This window comes from Meiothermus rufus DSM 22234 (genome assembly GCF_000423425.1).
GTDB lineage: Bacteria > Deinococcota > Deinococci > Deinococcales > Thermaceae > Meiothermus > Meiothermus rufus.
The window spans coordinates 40,224-57,980 of the sequence record NZ_KE384016.1 but is presented as its reverse complement, the minus strand read 5'-3'; the positions used below and the strand labels follow the sequence as shown (position 1 = coordinate 57,980).

Below are 17,757 nucleotides of genomic sequence, written 5' to 3'. Positions count from 1 at the left end.
CCCAGGTCAACCGGAGGCCCCACCCCTAGCGGAGCCCTGGAACCTCGAGGCCGAAATCCCTGAGGCCAGCCCCCCTAGCCTGCTGGAAGACCCGCGCTTCCAGCAGCTCATCCGCATGTTCGGTGGCCGGCTGCGCCGCTTCTTTCCCCAGGCCACCGACGAAGCTTCCCTCGAGGCCGCGGAAGAAGCGGAATAAAGGGTATCCGGGTATAAACTGTAGCATATGAACACCTCCGACTTGCACGAGGAAACAATCGAAAGCATCCTTAAACGCCTACGCCGCATTGAGGGCCAGGTGCGGGGACTACAGAAAATGGTCGAGGAGGGCCGCTCCTGCGAGGAGGTACTCACCCAGATGAGCGCCACCAAGAAAGCCATGGAGTCGGCCTCCACCCTAATCCTCCAAGAATTTCTCAGCCTTTGCGCGGCCGACATCGCCAAAGGCGACCAACAGAAGCCTGTCCAGATTGCCACCATGCTGCGCAAGCTCGTGGGATGAGCTACCACCTGCTCCACCTCCCAGGCCCCGCCCTGGAGGGTGAGGGTGTGGCCTGGCGGGTGGTGACCTTAGAGCCGCCCACCCCCGAGATTCTCTATGCCCCGACCAACCAGGCCGACCCCCTGGCCGCCTGGCTCTCCCAGGCCCTAAAGGCCCCTGTTTTGGAGGTGCTCAATCTGGAAGACGAGCGGCTTTTGCTCTGGGCCTACGACCGGGGAGAGCTGGTTTTTTTCTACGACTCCAACCCCATGCACCTGGGCTGCCCGGTCTGTTCCTATGCCAACGAGCGAGCCAAACCGGAAACGGGCGAGGTTGAGCGACTGGCCCAGCTCTTTGGCCAACCCCAGGTGGCCCGGGAGCTTAGGGCCTGGCTGGGGCGCAGGCGCGGCCTGGGCTTCGTGCAAGAACAGCAGCGCCACAGCGAAATTACCCGGCTGCTGGGCCTTCGCTAAAGAGCCTTGCTGCGCTAGAATGGCCTTACCCCAGGCAGATCTGGGGAATCCAACGCTAAGGAGGGAGACGCCCATCTTGTGGGTCGCGCCGCCATCTCGGCGCAAAGGCTGCGCTACATGCGCGGAAACGACGAACTGCCCCCTAGCTGTATGCCACAGCTTGGGTGGAGCGACTAAGTCGGCAGGGTGATGCCCGAGCATCCAAAACAATTCTCGGGAGAAAGGTCAGAAGCAGTGTAAAAAAACAGGTGATGGTATGAAAACCCTGGTCATAGGTGCGGGCATTGCGGGTTTGGCCGCAGCCCAAGACCTAAGGAAGGCGAAGCAAGAGGTCGTTGTACTCGAGGCCCGAAACCGCGTCGGCGGACGCATCCACACCGATAGAAGTTTTGCTCCTATACCCATCGAGCTTGGCGCAGAATTCATCCACAGCAGCCAGGTTCCCACCTACCCCCTCGCCCAACAGTTTGGCCTGCGCACCCTCTACTATAGCCAGCAGGAGGATACCCTGGTGCGCCTATCGGATGGCTCCCTGAAGAGCGTCGCTCAGGGGTACAGCCACACCCGGCGGGCAGACTGGCCCCCGGCTTTGGGGGAGGAGTCGCTGGCCCATTACCTAGAGCGCCATCAGCTCTGGGACAAGATGCCCTTCAAGCTGCAAGAGTACATCTCCGACTTCGATGACCCCAGGTACCTGAGCGCCCAGGCGGCCCTCGAGTACCTGTTAGACCCCTCAGCCGAGGAGGGGGATTACCGCATCCTGGACGGTTACGATTAACTAGCGATAAAACTAGCGGCCCACCTGGACATCCGGCTGGGCGCCGTGGTGGAGACCCTGGAATGGGGCCCCTGGGGGGTATGGGCCCATACCGCCGATGGGCGGGTCTACCGGGGTGAGCAGGCTATTGTGGCCCTGCCCTTGGGGGTCTTACGCGCCGGGCAGGTGCGCTTTGTACCCGAGCTGCCCCCAGCCAAGCAGACCGCCCTGGAGCAGCTCGGCCTTACCGACGCGCTCAAGCTCTTTTTCTACTTCGAGCAGCCCGTTTTACCCCCAGGCATTGCCGAGCTGTACCTACCAGGGGCCCGCCTCGAGGAGTGGTGGAGCAGTGCGCAGGGGCATGGCCTAAGAGGGGAGGTTCTGACCGCCCTAGCCACCGGGGAAAAGGCCCGAACCCTGCTGGCGTTGCCCGAGGCCCAGGCCCTGCAAACCGCCCTGGAAACCCTGCGCCAGGCCCTAGGCCGCCCCGATCTAACCCCTTGCAAGGCCCGGCTGGTGCACTGGCGCGACGACCCCTACACCCTGGGGGCCTACTCCAAGGCCAGCGTGGGCGCTGCCCGGGCTCGAAGCCTGCTGGCCCACCCGGTGCAGGGCCGTCTGTTCTTCGCCGGCGAACACACCGCCCCCAACGCCTGGGCCGCTACCGTGCACGGGGCTTATGCTAGCGGGCGGCGCGCCGCGCAGGAGGTTTTGCAGCTCCGCGGCCCCATGCCACCCATCCGGCAGCGCCCCCAAACCCTGGGGCCCGCGGCATTTGCCCCACGCTAGTGCAGCAAGCCCACAAACCACAGCAACCCCACCAGCTCGCCCAGCTCAACCAACATCCCATAGACATCGCCGGAAAGGCCGCCGCCCAGGCGGCCTGCGGCCCAGTAGGCCAAAAGCAGCATGGCCGCCACCACCGCCAAGGCCACCCAGGGAAAGGCCAACATAGCCGGAGAAGCCAGCAATAAAGCAGGAAGGACGCGCCCCTCGCGGCTGCGGGCCCCCAGTCCCTCGGGGCGGGCCGCGGGGAAAAGGTTCATGGGCAAGAGCAAGGTAAAGCGCACGATGGCCGGCAGACACAAAAGCAGCCAGGGGGAAGGGTTGGCCACCAGTAGCTGCCACTTGAGCAAAAGAACCACCACCCCCACCCCAAAGGCAAAGCTACCCAGGTGCACATCGTCCAGGATGCGCAGGCGCTTGGCGGGGGAACGCATGGCGAAAAGAGCATCGGCGGCGTCGAGTAGGCCATCTAAGTGCAGCATGCCGGTACAGGCCAGCCAAGCTGCCAGCAAAAGCGCCCCGCGCAGGCCCTCGGGCCACCCAGCCAGCAGCCAGGCCAAAAGGGCCAGCACCCCCCCAATCAGGTAACCGGCGACCGGGTAGAAGGCCGAGGCCGCCTTCATCTCGCCTTCTTCCACCCGACCCAGAGGGGGCACCGGGAAGATGGTCAGAAACCCTATGGCCAGCCAGAGTGGGCGCACGGCTATTCGCTCCGCGGCCTGAACATGGCCTCAAATTCGGCGCGGCTTTGAATGGGGCGGCCCTCCCGCCTACGGGCGATAGCCCAGGCCTGCACCTCTGGGGGGTAAGGGCAGTGACGGCACCTCGAGCCGCAGCAATACCCCCGGCGCAGGTGATAGGCTGCGGTGAAGACGTAAAGGCCATTCTCTAGGTAGTAGTCCTGGTTTTCCATCTGTTCGCGCTTGCCCATGGTTTTCCTCGTTTAGCCCCTTAGGTTCGGAGGGCCGCCAGACACCCCGGCCTGGGCAAAGGTGGCCATCCCGGCCATCACCGCTGCCGCCGCCCGCAAAACGGGGAAACTCAGCACCGCACCGGTACCCTCACCCAGGCGCATATCCAGCTCGAGGATGGGCCGCAAGCCCAACGCCTCGAGCTGCCGGGTATGCCCGGGTTCTTGCGAGCGGTGGCCAGCGAAGAGGTAATCGCGCAGGGCTGGCGCTAGGCGAGAGGCCAGCAAGGCTCCCGCGGTCACCGGGAAGCCATCGGTCACCAAGGGCAGGCCCGCCTCGGCCCCGGCCAGGAAGACCCCCACAATGGCCGCAATCTCCAGCCCGCCCAGCTCGGCCAGTAGCGCCAGGGGCGGGGCCTGGGTCAGGTCGCCCAGCCGGGTCTGGGCCCGATCCAGCGCAGCGCACACAACCCCCAGCTTCCGCCGGTAGCCCGCCTCGTCCACCCCGGTGCCGCGCCCGGTCACCGCCTCCGCCGGAAGCCCCAGCAAGGCCGCGGTAAGGGCTGCTGCAGCGGTGGTATTGCCGATGCCCATATCTCCCGCGGCCAAGAGGGTGGCCCCCCGCGCGATGGCCCGCCGGGCGGCCTCGGCCCCCTGGGCGATGGCCTGCTCCACCTCGGACAGGCGCATGGCTGGCTCCCGGGCGATGTTGCCGCTGCCCGGGCGCACCCTCGAGGGCGGCCCCTCCGGCGGGTTCGCCACGCCTACATCGAGCACCACCACCTCGGCCTGGGCCACCTGGGCGATCTGGTTGATGGCGGCTCCTTTGGCCCGGAAGTTCTGCACCATCTGCGCGGTGACCTCGGCGGGGTAGGCCGAGACCCCCTCGGCCACCACCCCGTGGTCGGCGGCGCAGACCACCACCGCCCCAGGGCCCAGGCTGGGTTTCAGGGTTTGCTGGATGGCTGCCAGGCGCACCCCCAGCTCCTCCAAAAAACCCAGCGAGCCGGGGGGCTTGGTCAGGGTGTGTTGGTAGGCCCAGGCCCGGGCCAGCCACTCCTGAGCAATGGGTTGGATGTGAAAGGTCAGCATAGCTTTACTTCAGCCTAAGGGGAATCCCCGCCACCAGCAGGTAAACCTGCTGGGCTGAGCGGGCCAGGTGGGCATTGGCCGCGCCCAGCAGGTCGCGGTAGTGCCGGGCCAGGGCGTTTTCCGGCACGATGCCCATCCCCACCTCGTTGGTGACCACCAGCAGGGTTTTACCCAGCCCGGCCTGAACCTCCAAAAGCCGCTCCACCGCTGGCAAGACCTCGAGCCCGGCCTGCATCAGGTTAGCGACCCACAAGGTCAGGCAGTCCAGCAACACCACCAGGCCCTGGGCCTGGGCCAGGGCCTGGGGCACCTCGAGGGGCTCTTCCAGGGTCTGCCAGGTAGCCGGACGAGCAGAGCGGTGCTGGGCGATGCGCTGGCGCATCTCCTCATCCAGGGGCTGGGCCGTGGCAATCACGCTGACGGAGGCCCCTTGGGCCTGGGCCCAGGCCTGGGCAAAGGCGCTCTTGCCAGCTCGAGCCCCCCCGGTTACCAGAATCAGCTCAGCCACCAGCCCCCTCCCGCACGAAGAGCAACCGCTGCTGGGCCCAGTCCAGCCCCACCACCGCACAGGGGGAGGGGAAGCCGTCCTGCCCTAACGCGCGCAGCACCAGCCGCAGCACCCCCCCGTGGGTAAAGATGAGGTGGCGGCCTTTGGGCAGGCTCTGGAAAAAGGCGAAAACCCGCCGACGCAGATCGGCCACCGACTCCCCCCCCGGGGCCTGGAAGCCCTCGAAGGCCAAAAGGGCCCGCCTGTGCTCCTCGGCCAGCTCGGCCCAGCGCAGACCCTCCAGCGTGCCGAAGTCCAGCTCGCGCAGCGCCGGCGAGGTGGCCTTAGGCTCGCCATAGGCCAGCCGGGCGGTCTGTAAGGCCCGCCGCAGGTCGGAGGCCACCACCCCCTCAAAGCGCTCGGCCCGCAGCCAGCTAGCCAGGGCCCGGGCCTGCTGTTCGCCTAAGGGGGTAAGGGGCAGGTCGGTCCAGCCGGTAAGCCGCCCCTCCCGGTTCCAAGGGGTTTCACCGTGGCGCACCAGCCAGAGCTCGCTCATAGCAACCGCTGGGCCTCCGCTGGGCGGGGAGGCGGCAGGTCGGGGCAGGCGTGAAACAGCGCGGCCAGTATCTCCACCCCCCGCACCACCCTAGGGGTGAGGGCGCAGAAGGGCCCCGCGTCCAAAGCCCAGGCCGCTTGCAGGCTGGGCCAGGGCGGGCGCCACCCCTTTAGCACCTCCAGGGCCCCAGCCAGGTCGTAGCCGCAAAAGGAGAAGAGCACCACCTCGGGCTCAAGGCGGGCCATGGCCGCCCAGTCGCTACGCTGGCTGGGGGCCTCTGGGCTAGCCCCCAGGGCCACCCCACCCGCCGCCTCGATGAGGTCGGGCACCCAGTGCCCCCCCAGGAAGGGGGGCTCGAGCCACTCCAGAAAAACCACCCTAGGAGGCCGGCGGCCCGCCACCCTCTGCCGCACCCGCTCTAGGCGTTCTTGCAGCCTCCGGATGGCCGGGGTTGCCTCCAGCCCCAGGGCCCCAGCCACCCGGCTTAGGTCGTCCCACAGGTGCTCCAGCCGGGTACCCTGCAGGCTCAGGGTAGGCACGGGATGGGGCAGCAAAGCCACCGCCCGACCCACCTCGCCCGAGGTGGCGGCGCAGACCTCGCAGACGCCCTGGGTTAGCACCAGGTCAGGCTCGAGTTCGGCCAAGCGCTGGGCCTTCACCCGGTACAGGCTCTGCCCTGCCGCCACCGCCTGGCGCACCCGCCGGTCAATCTCGGCCTGGGACAGCCCAGAAGGCAACAGGCTCTCGGTGAGGACGGGCTTACCCACCCAGCCACAGGCGTGCGAGACCCCTACCGGCTCGACCTGCAAAAAGCGCAGGATTTCCGTGGCCGCAGGCACCAGACTGGCTACGCGCACTCAGCCCTCCCTTTGCCCGAACGCAGGCGCACATAGGCATACCAGGGACTCTCCACAAACTCCGGGGCCCCGGCCAGGTAAATCCGCAAGCCGGGCAGGCAGAGGGTATCCCCTTCCTGCTCGAAGTCGAAGGGATCCACCGGCAGGGTGTAGATAAGGTTGCCCCCCAGGGGAATACCGCTCTCTAGTAAGCGCTTCTGCAGGGCCGGGGGGTATACCAGGCGGTCGTAGCAGGCCGCCTGGCGATCCGGCAGCACCACCACCCGCTGGGCCAGACGGGGGAAGTGGTACTGGGTTTCTATCAGGCAAATTTCGCCCAAATCCAGCAGCAAGCACTTTTTGTTCACCTTCAGGCTGTGGCGCATCCTACCCCCCCAGCAGTACTACCGGCCGTCCCTCCAGGTGGCGCACCTGCACCCCAGGGCCATAGACCCCTCGGAGCAATGGCTCTTGCAGCACCTCGAGGGGGGCTCCCAGGGCCATAATACGCCCCTGGCGCAAAAAAGCCACCCGGTCGGCCTGGGCCGCCAGGTTGGGGTCGTGCAGCACGGTCAGGATGCCTAGGCCCTGCGAGCGCAAGCTCGAGAGCAGGCGCAAGAACTCAGCCTGGTGGTGCAGGTCAAGGTGGCTGGTTGGCTCGTCCAGCAGCAAAAAGCGCGGGCAGGCGGCCAAAGCCCGGGCCAGCAACACCCGCTGCCGCTCGCCTCCCGAGAGGGTGGGCAGCAGGCGCTGGGCCAAGGCCGCGACCTGGGTCTCCTGCATAGCCCAGCGCACCGCCGCCCAGTCGGCGGGGCCAGGCCGGCCCAGCAGGCCCAGATGGGGTGTGCGGCCCAGCAGCACCACCTCCTCTACGGTGAGGTTTTCCGGGTAGGGCCCGTCCTGGGGCAGGAAGGCGATCTGCTGCCCCCGTCTCCAGCTCGAGCAACGCGCCAAGGGCTGTTCATCCAGCCAGACCTGGCCGGCCGTCGGGAGCAGAAGCCCCGCCATCAAGCGCAACAGGGTGCTTTTGCCGGCCCCGTTGGGGCCCAAAAGGGCCAGCCACTCGCCGGGGTGAAGCTCCAGGCTCACCTCTTGCACTACCGCTTGCTGGCGGTAGTGGAAGGTAAGCCCCCGCGCAGCCAGGCTCATACCCGTCGCCCTCGCCACAACAGGTACAGGAAAAACGGCCCCCCCAGCAGGGTGGTCAGAATCCCCACCGGCAGTTCGCCGGGGGCCACCAGGGTACGGGCCAGCAGGTCGGCCAGGGTAAGGAGCACCGCCCCCCCCAAGACCGAGGCGGGCAACAGATAGCGGTAGTCGCCGCCCAAGAGCCGCCGCAGGGCGTGGGGCACCACCAGGCCCACAAAGCCGATGATGCCGGCCTGGGCCACTGCGGCAGCAGTGAGCAGGGTGGCCGCGCCAATGGCCAAAAGCTTGAGGCGCTCGAGGGGTAGCCCCAGGCTGCGAGCAGTTTCTTCCCCTAAGCTGAGGGCGTTGAGGGTGCGGCTCAGCAGCCACAACAGCGGCAAGGTGAGGAGGAGGTACAGGCCCAGCAGGCCCACCCCGGGCCAGCTCATAAACGACAGGTTACCCAGGGTATAGGCAAAAACCGCCCGCACCCGGTCGGCCCCCTGGAGCATCAGGTAGCTGGTCAGGCTGACCAACACACTCCCCACCACCACCCCGGCCAGGATCAGGTCCTGGGTGCGGCTAGCCCCCCCGGCCAGCAGCAGCGTGAGGGCCACCGCGGCCAAGGCCCCCAGAAAGCCAAACCAGGTGGCCGAGAAGGGCAGCCGCTCGAAGATGGCATGCTGGGCAAAGGCCCCAGAAAAGCCCCCCAGCCAGCTCACCGCCACCACCACCCCAAAAGCCGCCCCAGCAGCCGAGCCCATCAGGTAGGGGTCGGCCAGGGGGTTGCGGAATAGGCCCTGGTAGGCCGCACCGGAAAGGGCCAGCGCCGCCCCCACCAGCATGGCCCCCAGCACCCGCGGCAGGCGCAGCTCGGTAACGATGGGGTTGGCCTCGAGGCCCAGCAAGGCCCGCACCACCTCCACCGGGGGCACCGCCACCGCCCCGATCCCTAGGCCCAGCACCAAGGCCAGGAACAACAGGAGCACCAGCCCGGCCAGCACAGCCACGCGCTGGCCCCAGGGCAAAGGCCGGGTTAGGGGCCTACCTAAGGCCATGGAAGCACTCGAGCAGAAGCTGTAGCCCCTGGGCCACCCGAGGGCCCGGGCGCGAGAGCAGGTTGTCTTGCGGACCGGTGTAGCTGCAGATGCGCTGGTTGCGGATGGCCGCGATGTTGCTCCAGCCAGGCCGCTTGGGCAGGTCGGCCACCCCAGGGTGGGTTAGGACGATCACCGCAGGGTTCTTTTGCACCACCAGCTCGGGGCTTATCTGGGGGAAAAGGCCCAGCTCCTTGGGGATGATGTTCTGCCCTCGGGCTTTGGCAATCAGCACCCCGATAAAGGAGTCCGGCCCCACCGTATAGGGTGTGGGGTCGATCTCGTAGTAGACCGTGGGGCGCTGGGGAGCCCGGGCGGCCTTGCTCTCCACCGCGTAGACCTCCTGCTGGATGCGGGCCACCAGCCGCTCGGCCTGGGCCTCCAGCCCCAGGGCACGGCCCAGAAGCCGGGTGGTACGGAAGATGTCGCCGTAGGTCTCGGGCTTGACCGCCAAGGTGGTTACCCCAGCCCGCTCGAGGGTCTCGTGCAGCCGGCCATACACCGAGACCACCACCAGGTCAGGTTTGAGGGCCACGATGGCCTCGGGATTGGGGTTGTACAGCCCCCCCACCTTGGGCAGCCGCTTCACCGCCTCGGGAAAGTCGGAAAAGTCGTCTACTCCCACCAGCCGGCTGCAGGCATTCATAGCGCAAAGGGTCTCGGTGACCGAGGGCAGCATGGCCACAATGCGCTGAGGGGCAGCCTTGAGGGTCACGCTTCGGCCCAGGTCGTCGGTCAGGGTGCGGGGAAACGCCTGGGCCAGGCCAAGGGCCGAAGCCAGGTAGCCTAGGGCCAAAAACCAAAGCAGAACCCGTCTTTTCATCCAGCGTCCTTTCCCAACCCGGCCAGCAGGGCACGAAAAAAACGCCCCCGGGGGCGAGGACGCTACCCAACGTAGAACTTCCCCGAAACTCCCCCTTCTCGCGAGAGGTGCCCTAAACGGGCGTTTTGGCAGGTATTCGGACTTCGGGCAGGGGCCGTAAGGCCCCCATGCACCGTCACCGCTGCGCGACAGTACCGGACTTGCACCGGATTTCCCCACTTTAAGCCTGGACTACGCGCCCAGGCACCAAAACTGTGGCCGGGTTGTAGGGCCCCTAGCGGGCCTTGGCTTCAAGCTACACCCCCCAACCCGGCTTGGCAAGCCCTACCACTTTGGCCAAGGCGAGGCCGGTCGCAGCCCATTTTGCTGTAAGTAGTCGCACAGGGCCTGGTAGTCTTCCGGGGCCACCGGCCTGGTGCCGTGGGCCAAAATGCTCTGGTTACGCAACCCGACCAGGTTGCCCAGGATGCCTCTGCCCGTATAGTCGGCATAAAGGCGCTGGGAGAGGCTCTGGGTTCGGCCTAGCTGGCTATCTAGCGCCGCTGCCAGCTCTAACAGCTCGCGCAGCCCACCTATCTGCCGGTAGCGGGCGTGCAGCCCCCGCACAGCTTCAGGATAGGTTTCGATTTTGTCCAGCAGCACCCCCCACTGCTGGTAGAGGTCGGCCTCCACCGCCAGCTCAATGGCCCGGTACAGCCGGGCCAGGGCATCGTCGTAGCGGCCTCGCGCCGCCCGCCGCTCGGCGTTGGCCAAAAGGTCGGCCAGCAGCGCCTGGGTGGGCCAGCCCTCCTGATCCAGAATCTCCCGCAAGCGCACCTGGGCCTCCTTTAGGCCCTGCAACACCCGCACCTTGGCCCCATGCCCCCAGGCCTCGGCAATGGTCAGAGCTGGCTCGAGGTGCTCCTCCAGCTTCCGCCAGGCCTCCTTGTGGCGGAACAAATCCCAGGCTAGCATCCCCTCGGTAATGCCCTGCAATTGCCGGTAAAATCGGTTCTCCGAGGGGGTGAGGGGCCGGGCTTGGAGTTCGGCCAGGAAGTCTAGGGCCGCGGGGAAGTCGCCCTGGTTCCAGGCCCGCCTAAACCCTTCCCACTCGCGCAGGCCGTAGCGGTAGGTGGGGTCTTCCAGCAGGCGCAGCCGCTCGAACCCGCTCTTCACCCGCCCCTGGGCGTCGCGCTGGGCACCCCCCACGTAGCTGAAGGTGACGCCCTGCCCGGTCAGGGCCAGCACCAGCCCAGCGGCCATGGTCTTGGTGCCCCCGGTAATATCGGCCACCACCACCCGGGCCTCCCACTCCAGGGCTTTTTGCAGAGCCTCGAGGCCCTTGCGGAACACCTCCCCCAGATCTTCGGCATCGTTGAGCAGAAGGGTGTGGTGGCGCAGGCCCGCCCCGTAGCGCCGCACCAGCTCCCCCGCCATGGGGTGGCTGTCCTGGCTGGCCACGAAGACCACCCCTGCGGGGGCATGCTCGGCCAAGGCAAACTCGAGGGGCTCGAGGGTCTGCCCCACGCCCATGATTAGCACCCTGTTGGCTTCCATGCCTATACGTATACCAGACCCACCTAGCCCAGCACCCGCCAAAGCAGCGCCAGCCCAAGCAACCCCATTGGCAGCGCTAAACAGCCCATCCGGCCCGGGGTACCCTCGCGGGCATACACCCAGCCCTGGCCGCTACAGTAGGGGCAGGGGCGGAGGATGGGCTCGAGGGTGCTCCCCTGGCCGCCGCAGACCCCACAGGGCACAAACTCCTCGCGGTAGTCGTCGCCGTCCCAAACCGACTCCCACCACCCGCCCGAACCCCCACAGCCCGCACAGGGGTGGGCCTCCTGCCAGACCTCTTCCCCTGTGCCGCCACACCGGGGACAGGGCAACCGCTTTTTCTCTTCCATAGTCAGCAAACTATCCAACAGGCTAGCACAAGCGTTGTAGCCCCTTTGCTCGAAGCCTTCTTTGGCAGCTTAGGGTTGCAATCCCCTTGCGGGGCTATGGTTTTGCAACACGGGAAGGGCACGGTGACGATCTTCTTCACCCTGGAGGTTGCAATCCCCTTGCGGGGCTATGGTTTTGCGACAGCATGCCCCGTTAATCGCCGTCCTGGACAGCGCTCCCAATGGGGGGTTTTATGAGAACCGCCGGTTATCCACAGGGTGCCTGTGGATAACTGCCCAAAAAAAGGTGCTTTTTGCGATGGTGGCTTACAAAACCCCACTTTTGGATTTTTTCGTCCAGGGGTTGGCGATATTCACCGCAAAAACTCTTTGTCAAGCTACGCTGTTGGAAGCACCGACAAGGGCAGTATACCATTTTGTGCAAAACAGAATGTGTGGTTTGCACAAACCGGCGTTACACCGTTTGGAACAGGGTTTGTTGGGCTTTTTTGAAAAATCGCGTGGCTTTGCCATCTCATTTTTGGCCCCTGGGAGGGGGGTAACGGGAAAAGTAACGGGGCTAGTCCTCAAGCAGCCCCACAAAGCGCTGGGGGTCGGGGTCTATGCGCAAGCGGGCGCTGCGCACCGGGGGAAGGTGGGCTATCAGGGCTTGGATGCGCTCTTCTGCGCCCTTGAGCAGCAGGTGAAACACGTACTGGCCCCGCAGGCGGGCCACCGGGGCGGGGGCTGGGCCCAGTAACTCGCCTGGCTGGGCTCTGGGCCGCAAAAGCTCGGCTAGCTGAAGGATGGCGTCGCGGGCTACCGGCTCCTTGGGGTGGGCTACCTCGAGCTTGACCATGCGGCTGGCCGGGGGGTAGCCCAAAGCCTGACGCTGGGCCCGCTCGAGGGACAAAAACCCCTTAGGGTCGGCCTTTTGTAGCGCCTGGTGGGCCGGGTGGCCCGGCTCGAAGGTTTGCAGGGCCAGCAGGGGGCGGCGGCGGGGGTGTAGGTCGGCCAACTGCCACAACAGCCGGTGGTAGCGCTCCGCAGCGCGAAAGTCGGCCTCGAGGATAAACCCATCGGCAAAGGGTAGTAGCACCAATGCCAGCTCGGGTAGCACCGGCCCGCGCAGAATGGCGGTGGTGCCCACCAGCACCCCCGGGGCCCCGGCTAGCAGCGGGGCCAGATCGTCTTTGGCCTCGGCGGTGTAGCGGTAGCGCGGCAAAGTCGGCAGATGCTGGGCCAGGGCCTCCCAAAGCCACTCCACCCCCGGCCCTCTGGGGTCGAAAACATCCGAGCCGCAGCTCGGGCAAAGTGCCGGAGCCTTCTGCTCGTAGCCGCACTGGTGGCACTGCAAAAACCCCACCCGCCCGCTCTTGTGAAAACGCAAGGGCAAGGCACAATTGGGACACATGGCCTTCCAGTCGCAGTCCTTGCAGCGCAGCACTGCGCTGTAGCCCCGTCGGGGCGAAAGCACAATGGCTTGGCGGTTTTTTGCCTGCACCTGTTGCAAAAGGGCCAACGCGGCCCCCGAAAGGGGCCAGCCCCGCTCCTGACGCAAGTCCAGCAGGTGTAGGCGTGGCGCGGGCGGGGGCAGTGCCAAAGCCGGCTCTGCTCGAGCCTCCAGGCTGTTCACCGCCGACCAGTAGTGTAGCGATACCCCCAAGCATTCGGCCCTGAGCCGGGCCAGGCGGGGCACGAAGGCCCTCGAGCCGCCTGGCAGCTTGTAAGCTTCGGCGGCCTCCTCCACCACCACGATGCGCCGCAGCCTAAGCGGCAGAAGCAGGCCCTGGTAGGTACATAGCGCCGAGGCTGGCCCTCCGGCCCCCACGCGCTCCCATACCCGGCGCCGCTCCTCCGGCTTCATCTCGCCGTGGAAAACCAGGGCCTGGGGGAAAAAGGGCTGAAAGCGTTTGAGCAGGGCCACCTCGGGGAAAAGCACCAAAGCTGGCCCCTCTTGCAGTAGGGTGGCCAAGGCCCGGATGCGCTCCCCTAGCCGCCCCCCCTCCAGGCGCAGCGGTAGGAAGGGCAGGGGTAAGGGCTCGAGGGAACGAGCCGGGGGCACCTCGGGCTGAGTGGCCCCCTCCACCCAACCGATGTAGCCCTTCTGCAACAGCCCCTTCACCACCCCCACCCCCACCCCCGCTGCCCGGGCCAAGGCCGCCATGCTCTCGGCCTGGCCCAGGTCGCGCAGGGCAGACCAGGCCACCTTGGCCTTCTCGCCGAGTTCCTCGGGGGGTTCTTGCAGCACCCGCAGGGCCTGAGGGGCGCTGCGCTGCTCGGCTACCTCCTCCTGTAAAACCCCCGCTTCGCGCAAAAAGTCCAGGAGCTTGGGGTCGAAGCCGCGGGCCTCCTGCCACCCCTGGGCCAGCGCCTCCAGACCCTTGGGCAGCACCCTGGGGTCGGCCTGGGGTACAAGGCGCACCCGGTGCTTTAGAGGGGGCTCGAGGAAGGGCAGCAGATCAGCCAGCAGGGTGCCCAACGGGCAGAAGCTGTCGCGGGCGGCTTGGGCTAGGAAGCCTATGTCCTCTGGGCGCAGCCAAGGGCCAGGCTCGAGGTAGGCCACCGCCTCGCGCAGGGCGAAGCTCTTGTGCGACCCTTCCTCCAGGCCCACCACCAGGCCCACCCGCAACTCCCCCCGCCAGGGCACCACCACCCGGTAGCCCAGGGCCTGGGCCGCGGGCCGGGGGCTGGCATGGGGCGGCAGATAGGTCATGGGCTCGAGGGGCAAAGGCAGGGCCACCTTCAGCAGCATCTTCTCCAGATTACCGCCTTCACCCACCGGGCCCGTTACGCCTTAGGCAGAACCGGGTAGGCCTGCTCCAAGCCCAACACAGACTGGTGCAACAGGTTCTGGGCCTGGCGCAAGGCTTCTTCCAGCGGTAGCCCATTGCAAACCACCCAGACCACCTGCACCTGCGGTAGGCTGCGGCTAAGCCGCTCGGTCAGCTCATGCCCGCTCACCAGGCCGATGTGCAGGCCACAAAACCGCCGGTCGTCCAGGCGATACAGCCCGTCGCCCTGCCGGATGGCCTCACCCACAAGCTGGGCCAGCCGCTGGGCAATCTGCAAGCTCTGCTGGCCCTTGAATTGCTGAAGATGCAGCACCCAAAGCGAAAGCAAGAGGGGCTGGTCGCTCCGGCTGGCCAGGGCTTGGTAACGTGCGTAATCGGCCTCGAGGGCCAGACTGGTACTCAGACCGGTCTGGCGATCCCACAAAGCCATCTGGGACAGCTCCCGCCAGGCAGCCTCGAGGCGGCTAATCCCCCGATGAAGGGCCAAGCCCACCAGCCCGGCCAACCCCCATAGGGGCAGCACCAGCCAGTGCAGCCCTGTAGTGGGGTGGGGCAGCAAAACCGCCAACCACACCAGCCCCGCCACCATGGGCCAGAAGCCGCCAAACAGGGCCAACACCACCAGAGCCAGCGTGCTTAGGCTCGAGAGCAGGTACAAAACCAGTTCGCTATCCCACCCCGGCCAGGCCCCCCAGGGCTGATGCGCACCCCAGACCAGTAGGCCCATGACCGCGGCCAGGTGGGCCAGCAAGGCTGCCTGGGGATAGCGCTGGGCCAGCGTAAACCCTACCCCCCCCAGCAACAGATAGGCCCCCGCTAAAAGCTGGCCCACCCAGCCTCCCATTCCCAGCAGGGGCAAGGCCAAGGCCGCTCCCAGGAGCAGTACGGTGTTCCAATACAAGCGCCGCAACCAGGGCCAGATGGACTCGAGGGCCTGCACCATTGCTCCATGCTAGAAAACCCTTCGGCCCCAGGCCAGGCCAAAATGGGCGTAACCCGGACCTCTGACGTTACGGATATGCTTCTAGCGTGGCCTGGGCCTTGATTCCCTCGGGGGTTCTGATCTACGTAGCGCTGTACGCCGTGGTGCCGATGCTTCCGGGCCTCGAGCGCCTCTATGGCACACCGGCGGGCAGCACCCACCTGGGCATCAGCCTGCCGTTTTTGCTGCTGGTGCTCCTCTCGCCCTTGGTGCCACGCCTGCCGCTACCGGTAGGTACGGTCATCGGTGGCGGGCTTTTAGGGGTGGGCCTGTTTGGGGTGCTGGCCGGGCTGGCCCCCACGCTGGAAGTCTGGACGCTGTGCCGTGGCCTGCAGGGGGCCTTTGCCGCTGCGGTGCCTGGGCTTTCCCTAGCCTTGCTACCCCGGCTATTCCCGGGCCGGCAGGCCCAGATGGCCGGGTTCTGGGTGGCTGGCAATGTGCTGGGCGGCGGGCTGGGGCGTGGGCTAGGGGGGCTGTTTGCCGAATGGTTCGGCGAGCGGCTGGCCCTGGTGCTGCTGGCGCTGCCGGTGGCGGTCATTGCCCTTTTTGTGCTGCGCGCCCACGAGCGCCTGACCCTGCCCACCCCGCGCTACACCCTCTCGGCCTGGCCCCTGTATGCCCTGGGCTTCGCTCTACTGTTCATCAACTTCTTCGTGGCCAACCTGATGCCCTACCGCCTCGAGGCCCTGGGGCTTTCGCAGGGCCAGATCGGCGGGGTTTTCTTCGCCTACCTGGCTGGCATTCCTGGCAGCGCCCTAGCCGGCACACTGGTCAAAAAATGGGGCACGGTGGGGGCTTTTCGGTTGGCCTTTGGGGGGGTGGCGTTAGGCCTGCTGATCCAGGTGCCCAACCAGCCGCTGGCTATTCTGGTGGGGTTTGTGGTGATGATGGCTAGCCTTTTTACCGCACAAGCCATTGCGGGTGGGGTTTCGGGGCGGGGGGGCAGTGGGGTGAGTGGAACCTATATTGCCGCTTTCTACCTGGGCGGCACCGTAGCAGGCCTGGTGTATCCACCCTTCATTGGGCAAAGCGCAGTGTGGGGCCTCGAGGTGGCCCTGGGAGTCTCTGGACTGGCCTTTTTGCTGGCCCCCAGAGCCCTGCGCTAGCATGCTTCCGATGAAGCTGGTTTTTCTCTATGGCCCCGCCGCGGTGGGCAAGCTGACGGTAGCCCGGGAAGTGGCCCGGCTCATCGGCTACCCTATCTTCGACAACCACCTTTCTATCGACTACGCCGCCCGGCTCCTCGAGTGGGGCAGCCCCGACTACGTCAAGCTCCTGCGGGCGCTGCGGCTCTTCACCTTCCGGCAACTGGCTGAGATGGGCCTGGAAGGCCTGCTCTTCACCTTCATCTACACGCCACCGTCTAGCGACGCGTTCGTCCGGCAGGTACTGGAGGTGTGCGCGCAAACCGGCATCGAGCCGCTGTTTGTGAAGCTCGAGGCCCCACGCGAGGTGCTCTTGCAGCGGGTGGTGCAGCCCGAGCGCAAAGCACTCAAGAAGCTCTCCCGCCCCGAGCGCCTGCTGCGCATGCTGGACGAGGAGGGGGCCTTGGAGGCCATTCCCTACGTGGAAAGCCTGGTGCTGGACACAGCCCAGCTCTCGCCCCAGGCCGCTGCCCAAAAAATCGTGCAGCACTATAGGCTGGCGAGGGGCTAAACTGGGAGCGTGGGCAGCCTTTCCGACACCGACCCCAGGGTGGCGCGGTTGCAGCTCGAGCTCTTGCGGCAGAAGAGCCCGGCCTATCGCCTGCAACTGATGAGCTCGATGTCGGCTTTGGTGATTGGGCTCTCACGCAAAAACCTCGAGCAGCAGCTTGGCGATGCGCAGGCTGCCAAAATAGCATGGGTACGGCTTCACTACGGGGCCGAGATGACCAAGGCATTGCCCCATGTACGAGACGCTTGAGGTTCTGAAGCAGGTCACCAGGGCCCTCGAGCAGGTAGGGGTGCCCTATCGGGTGGGTGGCTCGGTGGCCAGCTCGGCCCTGGGCGTGCCTCGAGCGACCCTGGACATCGACATTGTGGCCGACCTGAAGCCCCACCACGTTACCCCCTTGGCCCATCTGCTGGGCCAGGACTTCTACTTCGACCAGGCCCACGCCCTGGAGGCCATCCAGCGCCGGTCTAGCTTCAACCTTCTGCATCTGGACAAGGCCATCAAAGTCGATATCTTTCTGCTGAATCCGACCCCCTTCGAGCAAAGCGCCTTTGCCCGCGAGCACCGCATCCGGCTGGAAGAGCCCCCCCCTCCTTACAGCGTGTCCTTCTGCACTGCCGAAGACATCCTGCTGCACAAACTGCGCTGGTACGAGATGGGCGGGCGCAGCTCTGAGCGGCAGTGGGGCGACATCCTGGGCATCCTGCGGGTGCAGACCACGCTCGAGCTGGACTACCTGCGCCGCTGGGCGGAAGAACTGGGGCTTGCCGAGCTGCTCGAGCAGGCCCTGGCCCAGGCCCCACTGGACTGAGAAACCGAGTTCAGGGCCTTAGCGCAGCGATGAGCTGCGGGTAGAGCAGGGCCCCCGCGCCATACAGCCCCAGCGAACCCACCAGAGGCAACAAACCCGGTTAAGCGATAAGCCGCGGGGCCACCACCGTGCGCACCCGCAACATGGCCAGCGGAAGAGAGGTGCACAGCGGCGCAGATAAGCCAGCGTGGCCCCAGTCTAGCGGACTTTGTGAGCCACAGATGG

At 66.5% G+C, this 17,757-nt stretch carries 23 protein-coding genes and 1 riboswitch; of the genes, 8 read left to right on the top strand and 15 right to left on the bottom strand.

Features of this window, described 5'->3' with window-relative positions; all coding sequences use genetic code 11:
* Nucleotides 1-25: 25 nt before the first annotated feature.
* Nucleotides 26-223 (bottom strand): hypothetical protein, encoded by a 198-nt coding sequence (locus G552_RS16870; RefSeq protein ID WP_245575217.1) that lies wholly within the window; start codon nt 221-223, stop codon nt 26-28.
* Here G552_RS16870 and G552_RS0114050 point away from each other — a divergent pair, their 5' ends adjacent.
* The 4 genes from G552_RS0114050 to G552_RS0114035 all read left to right on the top strand — a co-directional run bounded on the left by G552_RS0114050 (nt 224) and on the right by G552_RS0114035 (nt 2,497).
* Nucleotides 224-499 (top strand): metal-sensitive transcriptional regulator, encoded by a 276-nt coding sequence (locus G552_RS0114050; RefSeq protein WP_027883559.1) that lies wholly within the window; start codon nt 224-226, stop codon nt 497-499.
* Nucleotides 496-951, top strand: a complete 456-nt coding sequence (locus tag G552_RS15745) for a hypothetical protein (protein WP_036271063.1) — start codon at nt 496-498, stop codon at nt 949-951. The genes G552_RS0114050 and G552_RS15745 overlap by 4 nt, the downstream gene beginning before the upstream one ends.
* Before the next feature lie 256 nt (nt 952-1,207).
* Complete coding sequence (locus tag G552_RS0114040; protein WP_027883558.1) at nt 1,208-1,729, top strand: FAD-dependent oxidoreductase; 522 nt, start codon at nt 1,208-1,210, stop codon at nt 1,727-1,729.
* Nucleotides 1,730-1,735: 6 nt separating this feature from the next.
* Nucleotides 1,736-2,497: an FAD-dependent oxidoreductase gene (locus G552_RS0114035; RefSeq protein ID WP_084640462.1), complete on the top strand. Its 762-nt coding sequence runs from the start codon at nt 1,736-1,738 to the stop codon at nt 2,495-2,497.
* Here the strand turns inward: G552_RS0114035 and G552_RS0114030 are convergent.
* The 14 genes from G552_RS0114030 to G552_RS0113965 all read right to left on the bottom strand — a co-directional run bounded on the left by G552_RS0114030 (nt 2,494) and on the right by G552_RS0113965 (nt 15,026).
* On the bottom strand, nt 2,494-3,195 hold the full coding sequence (locus G552_RS0114030; RefSeq protein WP_027883556.1) for an adenosylcobinamide-GDP ribazoletransferase: 702 nt from the start codon (nt 3,193-3,195) through the stop codon (nt 2,494-2,496). The genes G552_RS0114035 and G552_RS0114030 overlap by 4 nt on opposite strands.
* 2 nt (nt 3,196-3,197) lie before the next feature.
* The gene (locus G552_RS0114025; protein WP_027883555.1) at nt 3,198-3,425 is read right to left on the bottom strand and encodes a C1orf53 family protein; all 228 of its coding nucleotides are present in this window, start codon (nt 3,423-3,425) and stop codon (nt 3,198-3,200) included.
* Nucleotides 3,426-3,437: 12 nt separating this feature from the next.
* A complete protein-coding gene (gene cobT, locus G552_RS0114020; RefSeq protein ID WP_027883554.1) occupies nt 3,438-4,496 on the bottom strand; it encodes a nicotinate-nucleotide--dimethylbenzimidazole phosphoribosyltransferase in 1,059 nt (352 codons plus the stop codon).
* 4 nt (nt 4,497-4,500) lie between these two features.
* The gene (gene cobU / locus G552_RS0114015; protein ID WP_027883553.1) at nt 4,501-5,004 is read right to left on the bottom strand and encodes a bifunctional adenosylcobinamide kinase/adenosylcobinamide-phosphate guanylyltransferase; all 504 of its coding nucleotides are present in this window, start codon (nt 5,002-5,004) and stop codon (nt 4,501-4,503) included.
* Nucleotides 4,997-5,539 (bottom strand): histidine phosphatase family protein, encoded by a 543-nt coding sequence (locus tag G552_RS0114010; RefSeq protein ID WP_027883552.1) that lies wholly within the window; start codon nt 5,537-5,539, stop codon nt 4,997-4,999. The genes cobU and G552_RS0114010 overlap by 8 nt, the downstream gene beginning before the upstream one ends.
* Nucleotides 5,536-6,396 carry an ABC transporter substrate-binding protein gene (locus G552_RS0114005; RefSeq protein ID WP_027883551.1) on the bottom strand — a complete coding sequence of 287 codons (861 nt, stop codon included), beginning with the start codon at nt 6,394-6,396 and terminating at the stop codon, nt 5,536-5,538. The genes G552_RS0114010 and G552_RS0114005 overlap by 4 nt, the downstream gene beginning before the upstream one ends.
* Complete coding sequence (locus G552_RS0114000) at nt 6,387-6,761, bottom strand: hypothetical protein (RefSeq protein WP_027883550.1); 375 nt, start codon at nt 6,759-6,761, stop codon at nt 6,387-6,389. The genes G552_RS0114005 and G552_RS0114000 overlap by 10 nt, the downstream gene beginning before the upstream one ends.
* 1 nt (nt 6,762) lies before the next feature.
* Nucleotides 6,763-7,524, bottom strand: coding sequence for an ABC transporter ATP-binding protein (locus G552_RS0113995; RefSeq protein WP_036271061.1), 762 nt, complete (start codon nt 7,522-7,524; stop codon nt 6,763-6,765).
* Nucleotides 7,521-8,561: a FecCD family ABC transporter permease gene (locus G552_RS0113990; RefSeq protein ID WP_027883548.1), complete on the bottom strand. Its 1,041-nt coding sequence runs from the start codon at nt 8,559-8,561 to the stop codon at nt 7,521-7,523. The genes G552_RS0113995 and G552_RS0113990 overlap by 4 nt, the downstream gene beginning before the upstream one ends.
* Entirely contained in the window at nt 8,548-9,423 is an 876-nt protein-coding gene (locus tag G552_RS0113985) for an ABC transporter substrate-binding protein (RefSeq protein WP_027883547.1), read from the bottom strand. The genes G552_RS0113990 and G552_RS0113985 overlap by 14 nt, the downstream gene beginning before the upstream one ends.
* Nucleotides 9,424-9,533: 110 nt before the next feature.
* Nucleotides 9,534-9,689: riboswitch (cobalamin riboswitch) on the bottom strand.
* Between the two features lie 58 nt (nt 9,690-9,747).
* A complete protein-coding gene (locus tag G552_RS0113980; protein ID WP_036271060.1) occupies nt 9,748-10,959 on the bottom strand; it encodes a TIGR02710 family CRISPR-associated CARF protein in 1,212 nt (403 codons plus the stop codon).
* A gap of 23 nt (nt 10,960-10,982) precedes the next feature.
* Nucleotides 10,983-11,309, bottom strand: a complete 327-nt coding sequence (locus G552_RS16440; RefSeq protein WP_027883545.1) for a zinc finger domain-containing protein — start codon at nt 11,307-11,309, stop codon at nt 10,983-10,985.
* 559 nt (nt 11,310-11,868) lie between these two features.
* The gene (locus G552_RS0113970) at nt 11,869-14,043 is read right to left on the bottom strand and encodes a primosomal protein N' family DNA-binding protein (RefSeq protein ID WP_036271059.1); all 2,175 of its coding nucleotides are present in this window, start codon (nt 14,041-14,043) and stop codon (nt 11,869-11,871) included.
* A 35-nt stretch (nt 14,044-14,078) separates the two neighbouring features.
* Nucleotides 14,079-15,026 (bottom strand): hypothetical protein, encoded by a 948-nt coding sequence (locus G552_RS0113965; protein ID WP_027883543.1) that lies wholly within the window; start codon nt 15,024-15,026, stop codon nt 14,079-14,081.
* Nucleotides 15,027-15,112: 86 nt separating this feature from the next.
* Between G552_RS0113965 and G552_RS0113960 the strand changes: the two genes are divergently transcribed.
* Genes G552_RS0113960 through G552_RS15740 form a run of 4 tightly spaced genes read left to right on the top strand, consistent with a single transcriptional unit; the run spans nt 15,113 to nt 17,532 of the window.
* A complete protein-coding gene (locus tag G552_RS0113960) occupies nt 15,113-16,171 on the top strand; it encodes an MFS transporter (RefSeq protein WP_027883542.1) in 1,059 nt (352 codons plus the stop codon).
* A gap of 10 nt (nt 16,172-16,181) precedes the next feature.
* Nucleotides 16,182-16,721, top strand: a complete 540-nt coding sequence (locus G552_RS0113955; protein ID WP_027883541.1) for a P-loop nucleotide/nucleoside kinase family protein — start codon at nt 16,182-16,184, stop codon at nt 16,719-16,721.
* Nucleotides 16,722-16,730: 9 nt separating this feature from the next.
* Entirely contained in the window at nt 16,731-16,970 is a 240-nt protein-coding gene (locus G552_RS0113950; RefSeq protein WP_027883540.1) for a hypothetical protein, read from the top strand.
* Nucleotides 16,954-17,532, top strand: coding sequence for a hypothetical protein (locus tag G552_RS15740; RefSeq protein WP_036271058.1), 579 nt, complete (start codon nt 16,954-16,956; stop codon nt 17,530-17,532). Before G552_RS0113950 ends, G552_RS15740 begins: the two co-directional genes overlap by 17 nt.
* The last annotated feature ends 225 nt before the right edge of the window (nt 17,533-17,757 follow it).